The 20,551-nt window shown below is 67.1% G+C and carries 17 protein-coding genes; 3 read left to right on the top strand and 14 right to left on the bottom strand.

Translation table 11 applies throughout. The annotated features are described in order from the left end of the window. Positions 1–11: 11 nt before the first annotated feature. From SB751_RS27300 to SB751_RS27245, 12 genes are all read right to left on the bottom strand, one after another. Positions 12–362, bottom strand: a complete 351-nt coding sequence (locus SB751_RS27300; RefSeq protein ID WP_144203191.1) for an FmdB family zinc ribbon protein — start codon at positions 360–362, stop codon at positions 12–14. Positions 363–605: 243 nt separating this feature from the next. Next, positions 606–2,042, bottom strand: coding sequence for a sodium:solute symporter family protein (locus SB751_RS27295; RefSeq protein WP_144203188.1), 1,437 nt, complete (start codon positions 2,040–2,042; stop codon positions 606–608). A gap of 182 nt (positions 2,043–2,224) precedes the next feature. Further along, entirely contained in the window at positions 2,225–2,839 is a 615-nt protein-coding gene (locus SB751_RS27290; protein ID WP_313818779.1) for a methyltransferase domain-containing protein, read from the bottom strand. Between the two features lie 16 nt (positions 2,840–2,855). Next, on the bottom strand, positions 2,856–4,433 hold the full coding sequence (gene ubiB, locus SB751_RS27285) for a ubiquinone biosynthesis regulatory protein kinase UbiB (protein ID WP_144203182.1): 1,578 nt from the start codon (positions 4,431–4,433) through the stop codon (positions 2,856–2,858). Positions 4,434–4,515: 82 nt separating this feature from the next. Beyond that, on the bottom strand, positions 4,516–5,181 hold the full coding sequence (locus SB751_RS27280; RefSeq protein ID WP_144203180.1) for an SCP2 domain-containing protein: 666 nt from the start codon (positions 5,179–5,181) through the stop codon (positions 4,516–4,518). A gap of 108 nt (positions 5,182–5,289) precedes the next feature. Continuing rightward, positions 5,290–6,300: a Tim44 domain-containing protein gene (locus SB751_RS27275; protein WP_144203177.1), complete on the bottom strand. Its 1,011-nt coding sequence runs from the start codon at positions 6,298–6,300 to the stop codon at positions 5,290–5,292. A 50-nt stretch (positions 6,301–6,350) separates the two neighbouring features. After that, positions 6,351–7,082: a bifunctional demethylmenaquinone methyltransferase/2-methoxy-6-polyprenyl-1,4-benzoquinol methylase UbiE gene (gene ubiE / locus SB751_RS27270; RefSeq protein WP_144203174.1), complete on the bottom strand. Its 732-nt coding sequence runs from the start codon at positions 7,080–7,082 to the stop codon at positions 6,351–6,353. Between the two features lie 46 nt (positions 7,083–7,128). Then, the gene (locus SB751_RS27265; protein ID WP_144203171.1) at positions 7,129–7,545 is read right to left on the bottom strand and encodes a gamma-butyrobetaine hydroxylase-like domain-containing protein; all 417 of its coding nucleotides are present in this window, start codon (positions 7,543–7,545) and stop codon (positions 7,129–7,131) included. A gap of 7 nt (positions 7,546–7,552) precedes the next feature. Continuing rightward, positions 7,553–9,487: an ABC transporter ATP-binding protein/permease gene (locus SB751_RS27260; protein WP_144203169.1), complete on the bottom strand. Its 1,935-nt coding sequence runs from the start codon at positions 9,485–9,487 to the stop codon at positions 7,553–7,555. 142 nt (positions 9,488–9,629) lie between these two features. Beyond that, positions 9,630–10,064 (bottom strand): HIT family protein, encoded by a 435-nt coding sequence (locus SB751_RS27255; protein WP_144203166.1) that lies wholly within the window; start codon positions 10,062–10,064, stop codon positions 9,630–9,632. Positions 10,065–10,091: 27 nt separating this feature from the next. Further along, complete coding sequence (locus tag SB751_RS27250; protein WP_211943974.1) at positions 10,092–14,072, bottom strand: DUF3683 domain-containing protein; 3,981 nt, start codon at positions 14,070–14,072, stop codon at positions 10,092–10,094. A 117-nt stretch (positions 14,073–14,189) separates the two neighbouring features. Further along, a complete protein-coding gene (locus SB751_RS27245) occupies positions 14,190–14,768 on the bottom strand; it encodes a YqaA family protein (protein ID WP_144203160.1) in 579 nt (192 codons plus the stop codon). A 296-nt stretch (positions 14,769–15,064) separates the two neighbouring features. Here SB751_RS27245 and SB751_RS27240 point away from each other — a divergent pair, with 296 nt between their 5' ends. Genes SB751_RS27240 through SB751_RS27230 form a run of 3 tightly spaced genes read left to right on the top strand, consistent with a single transcriptional unit; the run spans position 15,065 to position 18,765 of the window. After that, complete coding sequence (locus SB751_RS27240) at positions 15,065–15,559, top strand: (2Fe-2S)-binding protein (protein WP_149136740.1); 495 nt, start codon at positions 15,065–15,067, stop codon at positions 15,557–15,559. 9 nt (positions 15,560–15,568) lie between these two features. Further along, the gene (locus SB751_RS27235; protein ID WP_144203154.1) at positions 15,569–17,947 is read left to right on the top strand and encodes a xanthine dehydrogenase family protein molybdopterin-binding subunit; all 2,379 of its coding nucleotides are present in this window, start codon (positions 15,569–15,571) and stop codon (positions 17,945–17,947) included. Positions 17,948–17,964: 17 nt separating this feature from the next. Continuing rightward, on the top strand, positions 17,965–18,765 hold the full coding sequence (locus SB751_RS27230) for an FAD binding domain-containing protein (RefSeq protein WP_144203151.1): 801 nt from the start codon (positions 17,965–17,967) through the stop codon (positions 18,763–18,765). Positions 18,766–18,824: 59 nt separating this feature from the next. On the opposite strand, the gene SB751_RS27225 is transcribed toward SB751_RS27230, so the two are convergent. Together SB751_RS27225 and SB751_RS27220 are read right to left on the bottom strand one after the other, a co-directional pair. After that, on the bottom strand, positions 18,825–19,271 hold the full coding sequence (locus SB751_RS27225) for a type VI secretion system amidase immunity protein Tai4 (protein WP_410748749.1): 447 nt from the start codon (positions 19,269–19,271) through the stop codon (positions 18,825–18,827). 16 nt (positions 19,272–19,287) lie between these two features. Further along, complete coding sequence (locus tag SB751_RS27220) at positions 19,288–20,415, bottom strand: hypothetical protein (protein WP_250025032.1); 1,128 nt, start codon at positions 20,413–20,415, stop codon at positions 19,288–19,290. Between the last annotated feature and the right edge of the window lie 136 nt (positions 20,416–20,551).

The following is a 20,551-nucleotide window of genomic DNA, read 5'->3' as shown; positions in this document are numbered from 1 at the left end:
GGCCATGAGGGTCAGGCGCTGGCGCTGCCGCCCGCCGGGGCGGAAGGCGTCGAAGACGTGGACGTGGACGACGACGAAGCCGACGAACCAGACGAGTCACCGCCCGAGGCCGCCGGGGCCGATGCCGCCGCACCGCCCGTAGCCGCTGGCGCGCTGGCGCCCTTGTTGCCGCCGCTGCCGCCACGGAAGTCCGTGACGTACCAGCCCGAGCCCTTGAGCTGGAAGCCGGCGGCGGTCAGTTGTTTCTTGAAGGACCCGGCAGCGCCGCAGGATGGGCAGTCCGTGAGCGGGGCATCGCTCATTTTCTGCAGCACATCGCGCCCGTGGCCGCAGGCGTCGCAACGGTAGGCATAGATCGGCATGATGGTTCTTTTCGCGGAAATCTGGATTGGGAACAACAGGTGGCAGCGCCGGAGGCCATTTGCAATGGCAATTCGCGGAAAAACACCCGCACGGCGATGCAAAGCCTCGGATTATAAACTGTCGGAGGCCGGTCCACCGCCGGGAAAAGAGGCCATTCACGGCGCCTCAGGTCGTCCATGAGGCGCCTGGCGCCCGTTTCATGGGCGCCGCCGGGGCGCCGGCCCCAGTTTCAGGCCGAGAAGTTAAGCAATATGCACTTCTTTGACGCCCGGCCGCTCGCTGATCCATTGCGGCAGCAGCGAGCCGAACACCATGCCGCTGATCGAGAACAGCAGGCCCACCATCTGCGGCGGCACGGCGGCGTCGGCGAAGGCCACCTCGCAGGTCAGCCACGACGCCAGCCCCAGCAGGATGGCCGCCAGCCCGCCCTGGCGCGTGGCGGGCTTCCAGAACAGCCCGAACGCCAGCGGCACGAAGGACGACACCAGCGTCACCTTGTACGCGTTTTCCACCATGTGGAAGATCGACAGGTGCGAATTCAGCGCGAACAGCGTCACCAGCGTCGTGAAGACCAGCACCACGGCCTGCATCACGCGCAGGAACTGCTTGTCGGTCAGATGGCGGAAGTACGGCCGCAGGATGTTCTCGGCGAAGGTCACGGACGGCGCCAGCAGCGTGGCCGACGCGCAGCTCTTGATGGCCGACAGCAGCGCGCCGAAGAACATCACCTGCGCGAACATCGGCGCATGGGTCAGGATCAGCTGCGGCAGGATCAGCTGCGAGTCCGTGTTGATGTATTTCTCGACCATGCCGGGGTCGATCATCGTGGCCGAATAGGCCAGGAACATCGGGATGAAGGCGAAGAAGAAGTACAGCACGCCGCCCAGCACCGAGGCGCGCCCGGCGATCTGCTCGGTGCGCGACGAGGTGACGCGCTGGAACACGTCCTGCTGCGGAATGGAGCCCAGCATCATCGTGAACAGCGCCGCCGCGAAGCCGATGATCTGCACCAGGTCCAGCGACGGCAGGAACTCGAACTTCCCGGCCGCCGCCGCGTGCGACACCACCGCCGTCACGCCGCCAGCCTGCCCGCTGACCTCGTAGCCGATATAGAGCATGCCGACCACGATGATGATCATCTGGATGAAATCGGTCACCGCCACCGACCACATGCCGCCGAACAGCGTGTAGACCAGCACGCTGGCGGCCCCGATCATCATGCCGGCGTCCTGCGACAGCGCGCCGTCGGACACCGTATAGAACACCAGCCCCAGTGCCTTGATCTGCGCCGCCACCCAGCCGAGGTAGGACACCACGATACATAGCGTGGTCAGCACTTCGGCCACCCGCCCGTAACGGTTGTGATAGTAGTCGCCGATGGTCAGCAGGTTCATCCGGTACAGCGGCCGGGCGAAGAACAGGCCCACCAGGATCAGGCAGAGCGAGGAGCCGAACGGGTCGGACACCACGCCGGAGAGCCCCTCCTTGAGGAACACGGCCGGGATGCCAAGCACGGTTTCGGAACCGAACCAGGTGGCGAACACCGTGGCGGTGACGATATAGAACGGCAGGCTGCGGCCGGCCACGGCGAAGTCGGCGGTGCCCTTGACGCGCAGCGCCGCCCACAGGCCAATGCCGACCGAGATAACCCAATAGACGATGACGAACCAGATCAGCATGCCGCTGCCCTATCCCAGATTTCCGAAGTTGCGGAGAAATGCCGGCGGATTATAGCGATGCAGACCCGACGGGTCGAAAAAAAATCCCCGGGCGCGGCGAAATCCCCACGCCGGTGCGGGAAGCGCCGCATGGACGACTTGAAAACGGCTCAGGAACGGCTCGGGGGCGGCTCGGGCTGGATTCAGGCCCGGCGGCGCCAGACCTGCCAGCGCTCCTGCCCGGCCGCGAAGACCGGCAGCGGTGCGGCGGACGGCCGATCCTCCACCAGTTCGAAGGCCGGCGCCAGCAGCCCGTTCAGTTCGGCGCGGGGCATGGCGAACGGGGGCCCGCTGCGCGTCTCGCCTATATAGAAGTAGCCGGCCAGCAATCCGCCCGGCGGCAGCAGCGCCGCCACGCGGTCGGCATAGGGCTGGCGCAGCGCTGGCGGCAGCGCGCACAGGAAGGCGCGCTCGTAGATCAGCTGGCACGGCGGCTCGGGCGTGAAGGCGAAGAAATCCGCCTCCCGCACCACCACGGCGGCAGCCCCGAGCACCCGCCGTGCCGACGCCACCGCCTCGGCGGAAAAGTCGATGGCCGTCACCGGCCAGCCGCGCGCGTAGAGCCAGCCGGCTTCCCAGCCGTTGCCGCAGCCCGGCACCAGGGTCGGACACGGCGCCAGGCCGGCCGCGAAGGTCTCGAACTCGGCCGGTACCCCCTGGGCGTCCCAAGGCGTGAAGTGCCGCGCAAAGCGCTCGTCCCAGAAGGCCGCATCCGCGGCGTTGCGGGTCTCGAATTCGCGTTTCGGGGCGCTAGACATCGTATTCGTCCGATGCTTACCAGTAGCCGGCCCAGGCCAGCGCCTGCACCAGCACGATGCCGGCCAGGAAACCGCCAACCAGCATCAGCGCCGTGGACAGCCGGCGGTTAGTGCGCCGCTGCTCCACCACCAGTTGCGCCAGCAGCCGCTCCTGCTCGCCATTGTTCTGGAGCGCGCGGCGTTCCAGGAACTGGTGCGCCAGGCGTGGGAAGTCAGGCAGCATCTTGGCCCACTGCGGCGCCTCCACCTTGACCCGCTCCCAGGCGCCCTGCCAGCCCACCTGCTCGTACATCCACTTTTCGAGGAACGGCTTGGCGGTCTTCCAGAGATCGAGTTCCGGATCGAGCTGCCGGCCCAGCCCTTCGATATTGAGCAGCGTCTTCTGCAGCAGCACCAGTTGCGGCTGGATCTCGACGTTGAACCGCCGCGAGGTCTGGAACAGCCGCATCAGCACCATGCCAAGCGAGATCTCGCGCAGCGGCTTGTCGAAGTACGGCTCGCAGCAGGCGCGCACGGCCGACTCCAGCTCCTCCACGCGCGTCTCGGCCGGCACCCAGCCCGACTCCACGTGCAGCAGCGCCACGCGGTGGTAGTCACGTCGGAAAAATGCGATGAAATTCTGCGCGAGGTAGTTCTTGTCGAACTCGGACAGCGCGCCGACGATGCCGAAGTCCAGCGCGATATAGCGCCCGAACGTTTCCGGCTGGATCGACACGAGGATGTTGCCAGGGTGCATGTCGGCGTGGAAGAAGCCGTCGCGGAACACCTGCGTGAAGAAGATCTCCACGCCCTCCTCGGCCAGCTGGTGCATGTCCACGCCGGCCGCCTTCAGCGACTCCATGCGCGAGATCGGGATGCCGTGCATCCGCTCCATGACGAACACGTTGCTGGTGCACCAGTCCCAGAACACTTCCGGCACCAGCAGCAGCCCGCTGTCGATGAAGTTGCGGCGCAGCTGGCTCGCGTTGGCGGCCTCGATCATCAGGTCGAGTTCGTCGTGCAGGTACTTGTCGAACTCGGCCACCACCTCGCGCGGCTTGAGCCGGCGGCCATCCACCCAGACGCGCTCGAGCCAGGTCGCCATGTCGCGCATCAGCGCCAGGTCGCTGTCGATCACGGGCAGCATGCCGGGCCGCAGCACCTTCACGGCCACCTCGCGGCCATGGTTCGGGCCCCCGCGCAGCGTGGCGAAGTGCACCTGCGCGATGGACGCGCTGGCCACCGGCGTGTGCTCGAAGTTCTCGAACAATTCCGAGAGCGGCCGGCCGAGCGACTTCTCGATGATCTTGACGGCCAGCACCGGGTCGAACGGCGGCACCTGGTCCTGGAGCATCGCCAGTTCGTCGGCGATGTCGGGAGGCATCAGGTCGCGGCGGGTGGAGAGCACCTGCCCGAACTTGACGAAGATCGGCCCGAGCGCGGTCAGCGCCATCCGCAGGCGCTCGCCGCGCGGCTGCTCCAGCTTGCGGCCGATGGTGATGACCTTCACCAGCAGCTTGATGCGCCGGCTCTTGAAGCCGGACAGCACGAGTTCATCGAGCCCGTAATACAGGATGACAAAGACGATCTTGCAGAGACGCAGAAGGCGGGTCATGCGGGTTCTTTACGGTGCGGAGGCACGCCACGCGCGCAGGCGGGGGCGCAGGCAAAAGGGAAAGAGGACGACGGCCGGGCCATCAGCGGTGCGCGGACGGCAGCTTGCCCGGCGCGGCCGGCTGGCGTTCCAGCCGTTCCAGCCGCTTTTCCAGCCGTTCGAGGTCGTCGCGCAGTCGCGCCACGTCATCGGCAAAGCCGTCCAGCGCGGCGTGGCGCACGAGCGTCGGTTGTTCGTCGAGCAGGTATTCCGTCACATTGTCGAGCAGCGCGCGGCCCACGCGGGTGGCGTTGCCGTGCACCTGGCGCGCGCCATCGACTACACGTTGCGCCACGCTGTCACTGACCGGGCCGCCCATTACACCGCGCAGCGCCCGCGACAGGTCTTCGGCGGCGTCCCAGCGCAGGTTGCGGGCCAGCGTGGACACGGCGTTGGCCAGTTCCGCATCGCCTTCGATCCGCACATGGCGCATCGCGGCGGCCTGCCCGCCCTCGGCCACGTCGGCCACCACCAGCGGCCATTGCTGCAACGGCACCAGCAATGTCACAGCCGGCGCCTCGGCCACCGGAGCCTGTTCGATGCAGCCCTGTTCGGTCACCTTCAGCCCCAGCGCGAAGGCGGCGGCATCGAAACGGATCACGCGGCCGGCAAAGGGCGACAGCAGCGCGCAGGCCCACGGCTCCTGTTCGATCAGGTGATTGAGTGCGGCGACGATCGGCGCGGCCAGCGGGGAAGGCAAGGCGTTCATGGCGAGCGGTCTGCGGAAATCGGGCAATAAAAAAGGCCCACGCGCGCGTGGGCCTCCATTCTAAGCTACTCGCCCGCCGCATCCGCGGAAGCGGCGGGGAGATTACGCTCAGGACTCCTGCTGAATGCCGGCCAGCAGCCAGCCACCGTTGCCGCTGGTGGCCTTGGCCAGGTTCCAGACCTCGGCGAACGGCTGCGCCGGCTCGCCCGCGCGCTCGCGCATCATGCCGGCGTAACGCACGCTGGCAATGTGCTGCGTGGGCGTGTCCTCGATGCCCAGCAGTTGGGCATCCAGCGTCACGACGTCGGTCTTGTTGACTTCGGCGCCACGCTCGGCCAGATCCATCTTGATCTCGGCGAACATTTCCGGCGTGGTGAACTCGCGGATGTCCTCGAGATTGCCGGCGTCCCAGGCGGCCTGCAGGCGCACGTAGTGAACCTTGGCATTGCGCAGGAAGGCTTCGGTGTCGAAGTCAGCCGGCACGCCCCACGGTTGCTGCGGTGCAGCAGCCACGGCGCCGGCAGCAGCGCCACCCATTACCGGGTTGGCCGCCGCGCCGCCGTAGGAGGCGGGTTGCGCCGGCTGCTCGGCCTGACGGAAGGTCGGCTCGGCGGTGCGCGACAGGTCATTGCCGCCGAAACCACCCTGGCCGCCCTGGTTGCCCATGCCGGCGTAGGCCGGCTGCTGGCGGCGCGCTGCGCCACCACGGAACTTGCGGATCAGCCAGAAGGCCAGCAGCGCAATGCCGCCGATCAGGATCAGGTTCGACAGGAAGCTGGCAGCCGCCCCGCCCAGCCCGAAGTGCGAGAGCAGGTAGCCAAGACCCAGGCCGGCCGCCAGGCCGCCGAGCATGCCGCCCCAGTTACGCTTGGGTGCAGCAGCCGCCGCACCGCCGGCCGCGCCAGCCGTGGCCGGTGCTGCCTGGTTGGGTTGCTGGGCCGGTTGCTGCGTCGGCGATTGCTGGGCCGGCGCCTGCTGGCGTTGCTGCGTCACGGAGGACGACTGCTTGCCAACACTGCGCGAGCCGCCCAGCCGCTTGGCATTGGCGTCCAGTGCGACCCCCAGCGCCAGCGTCGCGATCAGCGACGCGGCGAGGAATTTTCCACGAAAAGAAGACATTTTCTGCGATCCCCTGTCAGTTTCGGCCATCCAAGGCCGAACATGGCGAATTAGTACTTACGCCCGACGTGGAGCGCCACCACTCCGCCCGTCAGATTGAAGTATTCGACCTTTTCGAGCCCCGCATGTTCCATCAAGCGTACAAGTGAACCCTGGTCTGGATGCATTCTGATCGATTCTGCGAGATAGCGATAGCTCGGGGCATCCCCAGCCACCCGCTCGCCCAGCCACGGCAAGACCTTGAACGAGTAAACATCGTAGGCTTTTTCCAGCGGCTTCCAGACCTTGGAGAACTCCAGCACCATGACCTTGCCGCCCGGCTTCACCACGCGGCGCATCTCGGCCAGGGCCTTGTCCTTGTGGGTCATGTTGCGCAGCCCGAACGCCACCGTCACCAGATCGAAGTAGTTGTCCGGGAAGGGAATCCGCTCGGCGTCGCACAGCGCCACCGGGGTCACCACGCCCTTGTCGAGCAGGCGGTCGCGGCCCACGCGCAGCATGGATTCGTTGATGTCGGTCAGCCAGACCTCGCCGGTCGGGCCAGCCCGCTTGGCAAACGCCTTGGCCAGGTCGCCCGTGCCGCCGGCGATGTCCAGCACCTTCTGGCCCGGGCGCACATTGGCCTGGGCGATGGTGAACATCTTCCAGAGCCGGTGCATGCCGCCGGACATCAGGTCGTTCATCACGTCGTACTTGCTCGCGACCGAATGGAACACGCCGGCTACCTTGCCGGCCTTCTCCGTTTCGTCGACTTTCTCGAACCCGAAGTGGGTCTCGCTCATGTCTGGTACTCCAGGTGCGGATATATATATAGATATAGACGGGGCTTCAGTGGTGATGGCCGCAGGCATGGCCGCCGCCGGCCGCCATCGGCGCATCGCGGTCGACGCCGGCGGCTTCGAGCCGCTTCAGGTAGTCGGCCCACAGCGCTTCCTGCTGGTCGCCCAGGCGATACAGCAGCTCCCACGAGTAGATGCCGGTGTCGTGGCCATCGTCGAAGCGGATCAGGATCGCGTAGTTGCCCACGGGCTCCACCGCCGCGATGCCCACCTCGCGCTTGCCGGTCTGGAGCGTTTCCTGGCCCGGGCCATGGCCCTGGACCTCGGCGGAGGGCGAATACACGCGCAGCAACTCGAACGGCAGGCGCCACGCGCGGCCATTGTCGAAGCCGATTTCCAGCACGCGCGACTGCGTATGCACGGTCAGCGCGGTGGGATGGGGGGTGTCTTTCTCTAGGCCAGCCATAGTAGGGTCACGCGGGTAGCGCGTCCAGGGTGTCTTGTACGACCCGATAGCTTACTCCACCGCCCATGCCTTGCCCATTCTGGGGGCCGGCACCGCTCTCGTCGCGTTCGCCGGTCGGCCCCACGGGCACGTAGCGCAGCCGCCGGTCATGGAAAGCGGCCACGGTACTGCGGTGCGCGATGCTGACGATGGTGGCGTCCGGCAGGCTGTCGACCATCAACTGGTACATGGCGGCCTCGGTTTCCTCGTCGAGCGCCGCCGTGGCCTCGTCCAGGAACAGGAAATCGGGCTTCTGGAGCAGCGCGCGGGCGAAGGCCAGCCGCTGCTGCTCGCCGGGCGAGAGGCGCAGCGACCAGTTATCGAACACATCGAGCTGGCTCGCCAGCATGGCCAGCCGGGCCTGGCGCAGCACGTCTTGCAGCGACTCGCACGAGTGCGCCGTGCCGGCGTCCGGGTAGGCCAGCGCATCGGCCAGCGTGCCGATCGGCAGGTAGCTGCGCTGCGGCAGGAACAGCAGGCGCTTGCCCGGCACGGCGATGCGGCCGTTGCCGTAAGGCCAGATCCCGGCCAGCGCGCGGAACAGCACGCTCTTGCCGCAGCCGGACGGGCCGCTGACCAGCCACCGCTCGCCCTGCCCGATCGACAGCGAGAACGGCGCCACCAGCGGCCGCTGGCGCGGGTGGGTGGGATGTTGCGGATCCACGCCCTCGTCGTCCGGGCTCTTGCCGCCGCGCACCGGCAGCGCCAGGGCGAGGCCGGTCAGGTCGATGCCGTCCTGGCCCTCCGCCACCACCACCTCGATATCGCCCGGACCCTCTTGCGTCAGGTCCTGGCGCTCGGCCACGCGGATGGCGTCCTGGAAGTCAATCAGACGGTTGGCGGCGGCCTTCCAGCCGACCAGCGTGGCGTAGCTGTCCACGAACCAGGACAGCGCGCCCTGCACCTGCCCGAAGGCGGAATTGATCTGCATCAGCCCGCCCAGCGTGAGCTTGCCGGAGAAGTAGCGCGGCGCGGCCACCAGCAGCGGGAAGATGATCGCGAACTGGCCGTAGCCCGAGTTCACGAAGGTCAGCCGCCGCGTGTAGCGCATCAGCTGGTTCCAGTTCGCCCGGATCCGTTCGAAGCGGGCGCGCAGCCCGGCCTGCTCGGTCGGCTCGCCGCGATACAGCGCCACCGGCTCGCTGTTCTCGCGCAGGCGCACCAGCATGAAACGGAAGTTAGCTTCGTACTGCTCCTGCTGGAAAGAGAGGCCGATCAGCGGCCGGCCCACGAAGTGGGCAATCAGCGAGCCGATCACCGCGTAGCCGGCGGCGAACCAGACCATGTAGCCGGGAATCGTCAGCTCTGTGCCGCCCAGCACGAAGCTGATCGGCCCGGACACCACCCAGAGAATGCCGATGAACGACACCAGCGTGACCACCGAGTTCAGCAGCCCCATGGAGAGCGTCAGCGCCCCGTCGGTGAACTGGCGCAGGTCGTCGGCCAGACGCTGGTCGGGGTTGTCGGTCGAATGGGTCTGTTCGATGCGGTAGTACGCCTGATGGCCGAGCCAGCGCTGCATGAAGACGCCGGTCATCCACGTCCGCCAGCGCATCTGCAGCATCATCTGGTAGTACTGGCGCGAGATTGCCAGCACGATGAAACACGCTGCGATCCACGAGAATCGCAGCAGCAGTTCCTTGAACGAGACGAAGTCGCGCTGTTCCAGGGCGTTGTAGAAGACCCGGTTCCACTCGGTCAGCAGCACGTTGATATAGACGATGCCGAGATTGAGCGCGACAACCAGGAGCAGCAGCCCCAGCCCCGCCTTGCGGTCTTCGGATTTCCAGTAAGGCTTGATCAGGTCCCAGGTGGCCGCCAGGCGCAGCCGGCTCTGGATCTTGAGGGCCTCGGCCGGGACGGCCGGGCCGGGCACGGTGACGGACGACGGTGTGGAAGACATGGTGGCGCAGGTGTGGCCCACCGCCGTTCTGGCCGGCGGGCGTGTTGTTGTTCGACGGAGGTCAGACGTCGCCGCCCCGTGGCGGGTTCCGTGCCGCCCTCCGGTCAGTCAGCCATGCTCGGTTGTTATCGCAGTCAGACAATCAGTCAGCGGAGGGGATGACGGCCAGCGCGGTGCGCAGCGTCGGCAGCCGCAGGGCCAGCTCGCCGATGCGCGCCGGCTCCGCCGCGCGCTGGGGCGCCGCCCAGATCGCCTCCGGGAAATGCGTGTCCCAGCGGTAGCGCGGAATGATATGCCAGTGCAGGTGCGGCACCATGTTGCCGAACGCGGCCAGGTTGACCTTGTCCGGCGTCATGACCTCGCGCACGGTGCGCTCCACCCGGGCCACCAGCCGCATCAGCCAGGCCTGGTCGGCATCGTCCAGATCGGTCAGCTCGGCGGCGTGGTCGTTCCAGACGATGCGGCAGAAGCCGGGATGCCGCTCATGCTCGACGAGGATCACGCGGGCGCGATCCCCCATCCAGACCAGTTCGCCGCCATCGGCTTCGCACAGGGGGCAGTTGGGGAGTCGCGTCATGGTATCCGCCGGAGTCCGCTGGCTGCCTTACACCAGCACGCGCTCGATACCGCCGGCGTTGGCGCGGGCCACGTACTCGGGCAGCCAGTTCTCGCCCAGCAGGTGCTTGGCGATCTCGATCACGATGTAGTCGGCCGTGACCGAGGCGTCCTCGTTGTAGCGCGACAGCCCCTGCAGGCACGACGGGCAGCTGGTCAGGATCTTCACGTCGCCGGTGAAGCCGTCCGTGCGCAGCTTGTCGGCGCCCTTGCGCATTTCCTCTTCCTTGCGGAAGCGGACCTGCGTGGAGATGTCCGGGCGCGTCACGGCCAAAGTGCCGGATTCGCCACAGCAACGCTCGTTCTTCTCGATCTTGCCCGCACCGCTGCCGCCGTTCCCGCCCATCAGGTCATTGACCAGCTTGGTCGGGTCCATCGTCTTGATCGGGGTGTGGCAGGGGTCGTGGTACATGTAGCGCGTACCGGTCACGCCCTCCAGCTTCACGCCCTTCTCGAGCAGGTATTCGTGGATGTCGATGATGCGGCACCCCGGGAAGATCTTGTCGAATTCATACCCGGCGAGCTGGTCGTAGCAGGTGCCGCAGCTGACCACCACGGTCTTGATGTCGAGGTAGTTCAGCGTGTTGGCCACGCGGTGGAACAGCACGCGGTTGTCGCTGACCATCTTCTCGGCCTTGTCGTACTGGCCGTTGCCGCGCTGCGGATAGCCGCAGCACAGGTAGCCCGGCGGCAGCACGGTCTGCACGCCCACGTGCCACAGCATGGCCTGCGTGGCCAGCCCCACCTGCGAGAACAGCCGCTCCGAGCCGCAGCCCGGGAAGTAGAACACCGCCTCGCTCTCGGCCGTGGTCAGCTTCGGGTCGCGGATGATCGGCACGATCTCGTTGTCCTCGATGTCCAGCAGCGCGCGGGCCGTCTTCTTGGGCAGGTTGCCCGGCATCTTCTTGTTGATGAAGTGGATCACCTGCTGCTGCACCGGCGGCTTGCCCACCGTGGCCGGCGGGTGCTGGGTCTGCTTGCGGGCGAACTTCTTCAGCACCTCGTTGCCAAGCCGCTGGGCCTTGTAGCCGAGCCCGATCATCGCCGTGCGGGTCAGGTTGATGGTCTGCGGGTTGGTCGCGTTCAGGAAGAACATCGACGCCGCGGTGCCCGGGTTGAACTTCTTCTGGCCCATCTTGCGCAGCAGGTTGCGCATGTTCATGGACACATCGCCGAAGTCGATCTTCACCGGGCACGGCGTCACGCACTTGTGGCAGACCGTGCAGTGGTCGGCCACGTCCGAGAACTCGTCCCAGTGCTTGATGGACACGCCCCGGCGCGTCTGCTCCTCGTACAGGAAGGCCTCGATCAGCAGCGAGGTGGCCAGGATCTTGTTGCGCGGGCTGTACAGCAGGTTGGCGCGCGGCACGTGGGTGGCGCACACCGGCTTGCACTTGCCGCAGCGCAGGCAGTCCTTCACGCTCTCGGCAATCGCGCCGATGTCGCTCTGCTGCATGATGATGGACTCATGCCCCATCAGGCCGAACGACGGCGTGTACGCATTGCGCAGGTCGGCGCCCGGCAGCAGCTTGCCCTTGTTGAAGCGGCCCTGCGGGTCCACGCGCTGCTTGTAGGCGCGGAATTCGCCGATCTCGTCCTCGGTCAGGAACTCCAGCTTGGTGATGCCGATGCCGTGCTCGCCCGAGATCACGCCGTCCAGCGAACGCGCCAGCGCCATGATGCGGGCCACCGCGCGGTGGGCGTCCTGCAGCATGGCGTAGTCGTCCGAGTTCACCGGGATGTTGGTGTGGACGTTGCCGTCGCCGGCGTGCATGTGCAGCGCCACGAACACGCGGCCGCGCAGCACCTGCTTGTGGATCTTCTGCGCCTCGTCCAGGATCGGCTTGAACTCGCCGCCATTGAAGATCTTGCGCAGCTCGGCACGGACCTCGCTCTTCCAGCTCACGCGGATGGTGCGGTCCTGCAGCAGGTGGAACACGTTCGCGTCCGGCTGCTGGTGCAGGCGCTCCTCGAGCGCCGGGCCGAGCAGGCCCAGGCCGTGGCCGATCAGCGCGGCGCGCGCGGTGGCGAGCGGCACGTCCAGGTGGTCCTGCAGGTAGCGCCAGCGCGCACGCACCTCGCGCAGCAGCGTCAGCGCGTGCTGCACGCGGTCTTCCAGCAGTTCGGCGCTCGGAATCTCGTTGGCGTCGTCGCTGCGGCCCAGCGGCAGGTTGCCGCGCGCGAAGAACGCTTCCAGCTCGTCGGCCAGCTTGAGCTTGTTCTTGATCGACAGCTCGATATTGATGCGCTCGATGCCGTCGGTGTACTCGCCCATCCGCGGCAGCGGAATCACCACGTCCTCGTTGATCTTGAAGGCGTTGGTGTGGCGTGCGATGGCAGCCGTGCGCGAGCGGTCGAGCCAGAACTTCTTGCGGGCCTCCGGGCTCACCGCGACGAAGCCTTCGCCGCTCTTGCCGTTGGCCATGCGGATCACTTCCGAGGTGGCGCGCGCCACGGCGTCCTCGTCGTCGCCGACGATGTCACCGATCAGCACCATCTTCGGGAAGGCGTTGCGGCGGCTCTTGGTGGCGTAGCCCACGGCGCGCAGATAGCGCTCGTCCAGGTGCTCCAGGCCGGCCAGGATGGCGCCGCCCTCGCGCTTGGACTCGCCGTCCAGGTAATCCTTGATCTCGACGATGCTCGGAATCGCATCGCGCGGCTGGCCGAAGAACTCCAGGCAGACCGTGCGCACGTGCTTGGGCATGCGGTGCAGGATCCAGCGCGCGCTGGTGATGATGCCGTCGCAACCTTCCTTCTGCACGCCGGGCAGGCCGGCCAGGAACTTGTCCGTGACGTCCTTGCCCAGCCCTTCCTTGCGGAACTTGCGGCCCTCGATGGCCAGCGTCTCGGTGCGCAGCACCTTGTCGCCCGGCGCGCGGTTGCCGTCGGACCACTTCAGTTCGAAGGTGGCCACGGGCACGTCGTGGATCTTGCCGAGGTTGTGGTCCAGACGCGTGATCTCGAGCCAGTTGCCCTCGGGATCGACCATGCGCCACCAGGCCAGGTTGTCGAGCGCGGTACCCCACAGCACGGCCTTCTTGCCGCCGGCGTTCATCGCCACGTTACCGCCGATGCACGAGGCATCGATCGAGGTCGGGTCCACCGCAAAGACGAGGCCGGCCTTGTCAGCCGCGTCCGCCACGCGGCGCGTGACCACGCCGGCGCCGGAGAAGATCGTCGCCACCTTGTGGTCCACGCCGGGCAGGTCGGTCTGCTCGACCGGGCCCAGCTGCTCGAGCTTCTCGGTGTTGATGACGGCCGAGAACGGCGTCAGCGGCACGGCGCCGCCGGTGTAGCCGGTGCCGCCCCCGCGCGGGATGATGGTCAGGCCGAGTTCGAAGCAGCCCTTGACCAGGCCGGCGATCTCTTCCTCGCTGTCCGGAGTCAGCACCACGAACGGGTATTCCACGCGCCAGTCGGTGGCGTCGGTCACGTGCGAGACGCGCGACAGCCCATCGAACTTGATGTTGTCCTTCTGCGTGACCTTGCCCAGCACGCGTTGCGCGCGCTTGCGCAGCTCGTAGGCATCGGCAAATTCCTGCTTGAACGACTCGATGGCCTGCTTGGCGAAGGCCACCAGCTGCTCCACCCGGTGCGAGCGGTCCTCGGCGGCCGGCTCGGCGTGCTCGGCACGGTCGGCGGCGCGGCGCTTCTCGATCTCGCTCAGGCGGTGGTGCAGCGCGCTGACCAGCATCTGGCGGCGCTTGGGGTTTTCGAGCAGGTCGTCCTGGAGGTACGGATTGCGGCGCACGACCCAGATGTCGCCGAGCACTTCGTACAGCATCCGTGCGGAGCGGCCAGTGCGGCGCTCGCCACGCAGTTCATCCAGAATGCGCCAGGCTTCCTCGCCCAGCAGGCGGATAACGATCTCGCGGTCCGAGAAGGACGTGTAGTTATAGGGGATCTCACGCAGGCGCGCGGGGGCGTCCTGTGCGGCGAGCTTGGCATCGAGCACGAGTGGGGCGTTCATGGCGGGACCGCTTCCTGCTGCGCACGGGGACAGTGCGCGATTGTCGTTCATTGAAGCGCGATTGTACTGCAACGGCCCGCTTCGCTGCACCGCAACAAGGCATAAGGGGCGGTTCGGTCAGAACCATTGACGGATCGCTTCCCCCACGCCGTGCCAGAACGAGTCCGGAATCCACATCAGGCTGGCCGTCATCACAAGGTAGCGGAAGAACTTGCCGATCGCCATATAACCCAGGCTGGGCCAGAACGGCAGCCGCAGCCATCCCGCCAATGTGCACAATGGATCACCTATAGCAGGCAACCAGGACAGCAACAACGTGGGCGGGCCCAGCCGGCGCATCCAGCGGAAGTATTTGGCGTCCAGCTTGGGCTTGTGCTTCTTCACCGGGTGGCCGCGATGCTCGGCGTGCTCCCGCTCGTGCTGCAGGTGCTGGCGCCGCTGGCGGTAGCGCACCAGCGCCAGCTTGGCGGCGTAGCCGAGCCACCAGTCGATGGCCCCGCCCACGGTATTGCCCACCGTGGCCACGAGGATGGCCGGCCAGAACATGTCCGGGTTGAGCTTGATATAGCCAAACACGGCCGGCTCGGAGCCCAGCGGCAGCAGCGTGGCCGAGACCAGGCTGACCACGAAGATGGCCGGCAGGCCCACGCTGGGCAGGGCAACGGTTCCAAACAGCCAGTCGATGAACGCTTGCATGGTCCGGGGGACGGGTCGATGTGCGCCGGGCCGCCCCATACCGGGGAACCCGCATGGCAGCACCGGGGGTTTTGTGATTTACTGTTAGAGCCGGTTCTGGCCGATCGTTCACGGCCGCGTCGCGGAATTCGCCACGCCGAGCACCGCCGGCAAGGCCGGGCCCCAGGCCCGGCAGCACCAATATCACGAAATAGCCGTAGCAACCAAGCGGCAGTACCGCGTCGTGGCCCGTCCCGCGCAGTCGTTCGGGATTTTTGCGGCAGGCCATGCGCGTCCACCCCATATTGGAGACAAGCATGGCGATTGCGATCCGCCTGACGGTCAATGGCAAGCCCGTTGACGCGCAGGTAGAACCCCACACCCTTCTGGTCCAGTTCCTGCGCGAAACCCTGCGCCTCACCGGCACGCACGTCGGCTGCGACACCGCCCAGTGCGGCGCCTGCACCGTTCACCTCGACGGCCGGGCAGTGAAGTCGTGCAACATGCTGGCGCTCCAGGCGGACGGCGCCAAGGTCACCACCATCGAGGGCCTGGCGCCGGACGGACAGCTCCATCCGATGCAGGAAGCGTTCCGCGAGTGCCACGGCCTGCAATGCGGCTTCTGCACGCCGGGCATGGTGATGGCCGCCACCGCGCTGCTGCGCGAGCGCCCCAACGCCGACGCCCAGGCCATCCGCGAGCAGCTGGAGGGCAATATGTGCCGCTGCACCGGCTACCAGAACATCGTCCGCGCCGTGCAGCAGGGCCAATCGAGCATGCGCAGCGGCCAGGCCGTCGCCAGTGCGGAATAGGAGCCGACCATGAACGCACCCGAGAAGTTGATCGGCGCGCCGGTCCGCCGCAAGGAGGACTACCGCTTCCTGACCGGCAACGGCCAGTACACCGACGACGTGACCCTGCCGCGCCAGAGCTACGCCTGTTTCGTCCGCTCGCCGCACGCGCACGCCCGCATCCGCTCCGTCGACAAGACCGAGGCGCTGGCCTCGCCCGGCGTGATTGCCGTGCTGACCGGCGAGGAGATGGCCGCCGACAAGGTAGGCGGCCTGCCCTGCGGCTGGCTGATCCACAGCATCGACGGCACGCCAATGAAGGAACCGCCCCACCCCGCACTCGCGCACGGCAAGGCCCGCCACGTAGGCGACCAGGTGGCGCTGGTCATCGCCGAATCGCTCCAGCAGGCGCGTGACGCCGCCGAGAAGGTGGATGTCGACTACGAGGAGCTGCCCGCCGTGGTCAGCCCGGCGGACGCCGCCGCGGCCGCCACGCTGGTCCACGACGACGTGCCGGCCAACACCTGCTACACCTGGGGCCATGGCGACAAGGCCGCCACCGACGCCGCCTTCGGCAAGGCGACGCACGTGACCACGCTTGATATCGTCAACAACCGGCTGATCCCGAACGCGATCGAGCCGCGCGCGGTCAACGCCAGCTACACGCGCCAGGACGACAGCTACACGGTCTACGTGTCGAACCAGAACCCGCACGTGGAGCGCCTGCTGATGGGCGCCTTCGTGCTCGGGCTGCCGGAGTCCCGGCTGCGCATCATCGCGCCGGACGTGGGCGGCGGCTTCGGCTCGAAGATCTTCCTCTACCCCGAGGACGTGGCGCTGACCTGGGCGTCCAAGAAGATCGGCCGGCCGGTGAAGTGGACCGCCGAGCGGTCCGAGTCCTTCCTGACCGACGCGCACGGCCGCGACCACGTGACCAAGGCCGAGCTGGCGCTGGACGCCGATGGCAAGTTCCTGGCCATGCGCGTGCACACGGTGGCGAACATGGGCGCCTACCTGTCCACCTTCGCCAGCAGCGTGCCGACCATCCTCTACGCCACGCTGCTGGCCGGCCAGTACGCCACGCCGGCGATCTATGCCGAGGTCAAGGCGGTGTTCACCAACACCTCGCCAGTCGATGCGTACCGGGGCGCGGGCCGCCCGGAGGCCACCTACGTGGTCGAGCGGCTGGTGGAGACCGCCGCGCGCGAGCTGAACATCGACCCCGCCACGCTGCGGCGCAAGAACTTCATCCACGACTTCCCGTACGCCACGCCGGTGGGCCTGACCTACGACACCGGCGACTACGAGCCGTGCCTGGCGCGTGCCGAGGAACTGGCCGACGTGGCCGGCTTCCCGGCCCGGCGCGAGGCGGCGAAGCAGCGCGGCAAGCTGCGCGGGCTGGGCTACTCCTGCTACATCGAGGCGTGCGGGCTGGCGCCGTCGAACATCGCCGGGGCGCTCGGCGCGCGGGCGGGCCTGTTCGAAGTGGGCGAGATCCGCGTCCATCCCACCGGCACGGTCACCGTGTTCACCGGCTCCCACAGCCATGGGCAGGGCCACGAGACCACCTTCGCGCAGATTGTGGCGGACCGGCTGGGCATCGGGCTGGAGGCGGTAGAGATCGTCCATGGCGATACCGGCCGGGTGCCGTTCGGCATGGGCACCTACGGCTCGCGCTCGCTGGCGGTGGGCGGCTCGGCGATCATGAAGGCGCTGGACAAGGTGGAGGCGAAGGCCAAGAAGATCGCCGCGCACCTGCTTGAGGCGTCCGACGCCGACATCGAGTTCCAGGACGGCGTGTTCCGCGTGGCTGGCACCGATCGCACCAAGACCTTCGGCGAGGTGGCGCTGACCGCCTACGTGCCGCACAACTACCCGCTCGACAAACTCGAGCCGGGCCTGAACGAGAACGCGTTCTACGATCCGACCAACTTCACCTACCCGTCCGGCGCCTATGTCTGCGAGGTGGAGGTGGACCCCGACACCGGCGAGTCGCAGGTGGTCAAGTTCACCGCCGTGGACGACTTCGGCAACATCATCAATCCGATGATCGTGGAAGGCCAGGTGCATGGCGGCATCGGCCAGGGGCTGGGCCAGGCCATGCTGGAGCAGTGCGTGTACGACCCCGACAGCGGCCAGCTGCTGACCGGCTCCTACATGGACTACGCCATGCCGCGCGCGGCCGACCTGCCCGACTTCACCGTGGAGACCGCCAAGGGCACGCCGTGCACGCACAACCCGCTCGGCGTGAAGGGCTGCGGGGAGGCTGGCGCCATCGGTTCGCCACCGGCGTTCATCAACGCGCTGGTCGATGCCCTGGCGCCGCTCGGCGTGCGCGACGTGCAGATGCCGGCCACGCCGCACCGCGTGTGGCAGGCCATCCAGTCCGCACAATCCACATCGGCCTGAATCGGGAGGAAGACATCATGTACGCATTCCAGTTCGAACGCGCCACGGATGCCAAGGCTGCCGTGGCCAAGCTCAAGGCCGATGCCGACGCCAAATTCCTGGCCGGCGGCCAGAGCCTGCTCGCGGCAATGAAGCTGCGGCTGGCGGCGCCCAGCATGCTGGTGGACGTCTCGCGCATCCCGGGCATGGCGGACATCCGCGTGGAGGGCGACGAGTTGGTCATCGGCGCCGCCGCGCGCCATGCCGACGTGGCCGCCCATGCGGAAGTCATGCGCCGCATTCCCGCGCTGGCGGCCATGGCCAACGGCATCGGCGACCGCCAGGTGCGGGCGATGGGCACCATCGGCGGCTCGCTGGCCAACGACGACCCCGGCGCCGACTACCCGGCCGCCGTGCTGGGCCTCAACGCCACCGTGGTCACCGACCGGCGCAACATCGCCGCCGACAGCTTCTTCAAGGGGCTCTATGAAACGGCGCTCGCGCCCGACGAGCTGATCACGGCGGTCCGCTTCCCCACCCCGGACCAGGCCGCCTACATCAAGTTCCGCAACCCGGCCTCGCGCTTCGCGCTGGTCGGCGTGATGGTGGCGCGCACCGGCAAGCTGGTGCGCGTGGCCATCACCGGCGCGGCAGACAGCGTGTTCCGCGCCCCCGACCTGGAACAGGCCCTGACCGCCAGCTTCACCCCCGCCGCCGCCCGCGCGGTCAAGGTGGATGCCGCCCGGCTCAACACGGACCTGCACGCGTCAGCGGAATATCGCGCGCATCTGATCCCGGTGCTGACGGCGCGGGCGGTGGAGCAGGCGTTGAAGGGGTGAGCACTGGTTTAGTCGTCCGCGCCCTGCTTGCGGGGAGAGCGCGGACGACCGCCGGCACCTTACCGCGTGGGCGAGTAGTCCTGCCGATACGTCCGCCTTGGTTTCAGGACATAGCGATTGACCTGTTCCTGGAGCTCCTTGCTGTGATAAAGATCAAGGCACTTCAGGAACTGGAATTTGAGACCAGGAACTTCCGCCTCCGCCAGCAGATTGAAGTAGTCGCGTGCAAGGTAGCGATCCACGAGCTCCTGAATGGCTTTACCGGCACCCTCCATATCGTAGTAAGTCCAATCCCGCAGCGCTGATACGCTGCTGCCAGCGTCCGACGCCGCCGTTGAACCCGGATACGCGGTTGCCACACACCATGCCAGCACCATGTCCTTGTAGTTCTGGCCGTACGTCCGGCCCGCCGCTTGGGGCCTGCTCACAGGAACATCCTTCGCGAGGCTTTCCCCAGCGGCGAGTGCGGCGGCCAGCAAGAGCCTAATGTATGCGGATCTTTTCATCGAAGGGCCGCTATTTTCAAAACGCCTGCTGAAGCAGATCGACCACGTCGACGCTGACCGGCGTTGTATTGCCGTTCTGGCGGTACACGCCGGCCTTGAAGTACGGAAACTGGTCGTTATGGCTACCGAGCGGCACTATGCTGTCCCGTACAAGGTCCACGGATCTGCCGCTCGGGGGAGTCGCCATCACCGTCAGGGAGGATGTCGTGTCCTGCAGGGTCGGCCATTTCACGCGGACGCGGAATACCATCGGCACGTTGGCGCGGATGACCCCCTCCCCCAGCTTCTCGCGGTACAGGACGGTGACGGTCTTGCCGTTGTCACAGCGCCTGGTCTCCCCCACCCGTACGGTGTTGACGCGCACGTTGCAACCGGTGGCGTCGCTGTACTGGGTAGGCTGGTTGTGCGCGTCCGTCAGGCTGCTGGTCGCGACGAGGGAGAAGTAGCCGTCCTTGAAGCGGAAGCTCAGCGGCGGCTGGACGCTGCCTTCGAAGCGGGCGCCTTGTTTGATCAGGTCGTTGTACGCCTGCGCGTTGCGCGGCGAACGGCCTATCTCGCCCGAATTCTGGTTGCAGGTGTTGGCGTCCCGCGTGCTGTGGGGCTTGCAGTAGAGGTCCTTGTCGTCCACGGCGTGGAACTGGGCGACGATGGCGTCCCAGTTGGTGTACGGGGCACTGGGCGAGTCGTTGAAGCGCAGCGTGAAAGCGAGGTCGATCTGGCGTGGGCTTTTCTGGGCGCAGCCACGATAGATATCGTGCGCCGCTTCGCGGAAGGCCTGCTCCTGCGATGACAGCTTGCCGAATTCCGCCGGAGTGAGGAAGCAGTTCGACACCTCCTGCCGACCCCGCTTGCCATTCGCCAGCGTGTTGTCCTGGGCACCGAACAGTTGTAGCCGGAGGCCCTGATGGAAACTGTAGCGGGACGTCTTGCCCATGCCGTTGTTGCCGATCGGCACGACCTGCACCTCCCACCGGGTCCCCGGACGGAAATACCTGACGCAGTTCCGGTGGTAGACCTGCTCCTGCACGGCGTTGTAGTTGCCGAACAGCCGGCGCGCGCCATCCACCCGGCACTCGGCGACTTCGGCGGCATGGAGCGGAGCGACGGCGCCCAGCAGAAGACATGGCAGAACAATGCGCTTCATGGTGTCTTTCCTTTTTCGGATCAGTGGGTGGCCTGGCAGGACCTGGCGTCGCACAGCATGATCCAAGGCCGACTTCCCTCCAATCGCAAAACTTCCCGAAAAACACGAAACCTGATCTCGCGCAACTTCCGGCCAT

This window comes from Cupriavidus sp. SIMBA_020 (genome assembly GCF_046535395.1).
Taxonomy (GTDB): Bacteria; Pseudomonadota; Gammaproteobacteria; order Burkholderiales; family Burkholderiaceae; genus Cupriavidus; species Cupriavidus campinensis.
The sequence above is the reverse complement of the archived record's forward strand: the minus strand, read 5'-3'. Positions and strand labels throughout refer to the sequence as shown.

What these genes read in the sequence shown, in the direction of transcription:
- SB751_RS27220 (WP_250025032.1), bottom strand. Translation starts at nt 20,415, where the DNA reads ATGAAGCGCATTGTTCTGCCATGTCTTCTGCTGGGCGCCGTCGCTCCG.
- SB751_RS27250 (WP_211943974.1), bottom strand. Translation starts at nt 14,072, where the DNA reads ATGAACGCCCCACTCGTGCTCGATGCCAAGCTCGCCGCACAGGACGCC.
- SB751_RS27240 (WP_149136740.1), top strand. Translation starts at nt 15,065, where the DNA reads ATGGCGATTGCGATCCGCCTGACGGTCAATGGCAAGCCCGTTGACGCG.
- SB751_RS27255 (WP_144203166.1), bottom strand. Translation starts at nt 10,064, where the DNA reads ATGACGCGACTCCCCAACTGCCCCCTGTGCGAAGCCGATGGCGGCGAA.
- SB751_RS27300 (WP_144203191.1), bottom strand. Translation starts at nt 362, where the DNA reads ATGCCGATCTATGCCTACCGTTGCGACGCCTGCGGCCACGGGCGCGAT.
- SB751_RS27235 (WP_144203154.1), top strand. Translation starts at nt 15,569, where the DNA reads ATGAACGCACCCGAGAAGTTGATCGGCGCGCCGGTCCGCCGCAAGGAG.
- SB751_RS27280 (WP_144203180.1), bottom strand. Translation starts at nt 5,181, where the DNA reads ATGAACGCCTTGCCTTCCCCGCTGGCCGCGCCGATCGTCGCCGCACTC.
- SB751_RS27265 (WP_144203171.1), bottom strand. Translation starts at nt 7,545, where the DNA reads ATGGCTGGCCTAGAGAAAGACACCCCCCATCCCACCGCGCTGACCGTG.
- SB751_RS27230 (WP_144203151.1), top strand. Translation starts at nt 17,965, where the DNA reads ATGTACGCATTCCAGTTCGAACGCGCCACGGATGCCAAGGCTGCCGTG.
- SB751_RS27290 (WP_313818779.1), bottom strand. Translation starts at nt 2,839, where the DNA reads ATGTCTAGCGCCCCGAAACGCGAATTCGAGACCCGCAACGCCGCGGAT.
- SB751_RS27260 (WP_144203169.1), bottom strand. Translation starts at nt 9,487, where the DNA reads ATGTCTTCCACACCGTCGTCCGTCACCGTGCCCGGCCCGGCCGTCCCG.
- SB751_RS27225 (WP_410748749.1), bottom strand. Translation starts at nt 19,271, where the DNA reads ATGAAAAGATCCGCATACATTAGGCTCTTGCTGGCCGCCGCACTCGCC.
- SB751_RS27275 (WP_144203177.1), bottom strand. Translation starts at nt 6,300, where the DNA reads ATGTCTTCTTTTCGTGGAAAATTCCTCGCCGCGTCGCTGATCGCGACG.
- ubiE (WP_144203174.1), bottom strand. Translation starts at nt 7,082, where the DNA reads ATGAGCGAGACCCACTTCGGGTTCGAGAAAGTCGACGAAACGGAGAAG.
- SB751_RS27295 (WP_144203188.1), bottom strand. Translation starts at nt 2,042, where the DNA reads ATGCTGATCTGGTTCGTCATCGTCTATTGGGTTATCTCGGTCGGCATT.
- SB751_RS27245 (WP_144203160.1), bottom strand. Translation starts at nt 14,768, where the DNA reads ATGCAAGCGTTCATCGACTGGCTGTTTGGAACCGTTGCCCTGCCCAGC.
- ubiB (WP_144203182.1), bottom strand. Translation starts at nt 4,433, where the DNA reads ATGACCCGCCTTCTGCGTCTCTGCAAGATCGTCTTTGTCATCCTGTAT.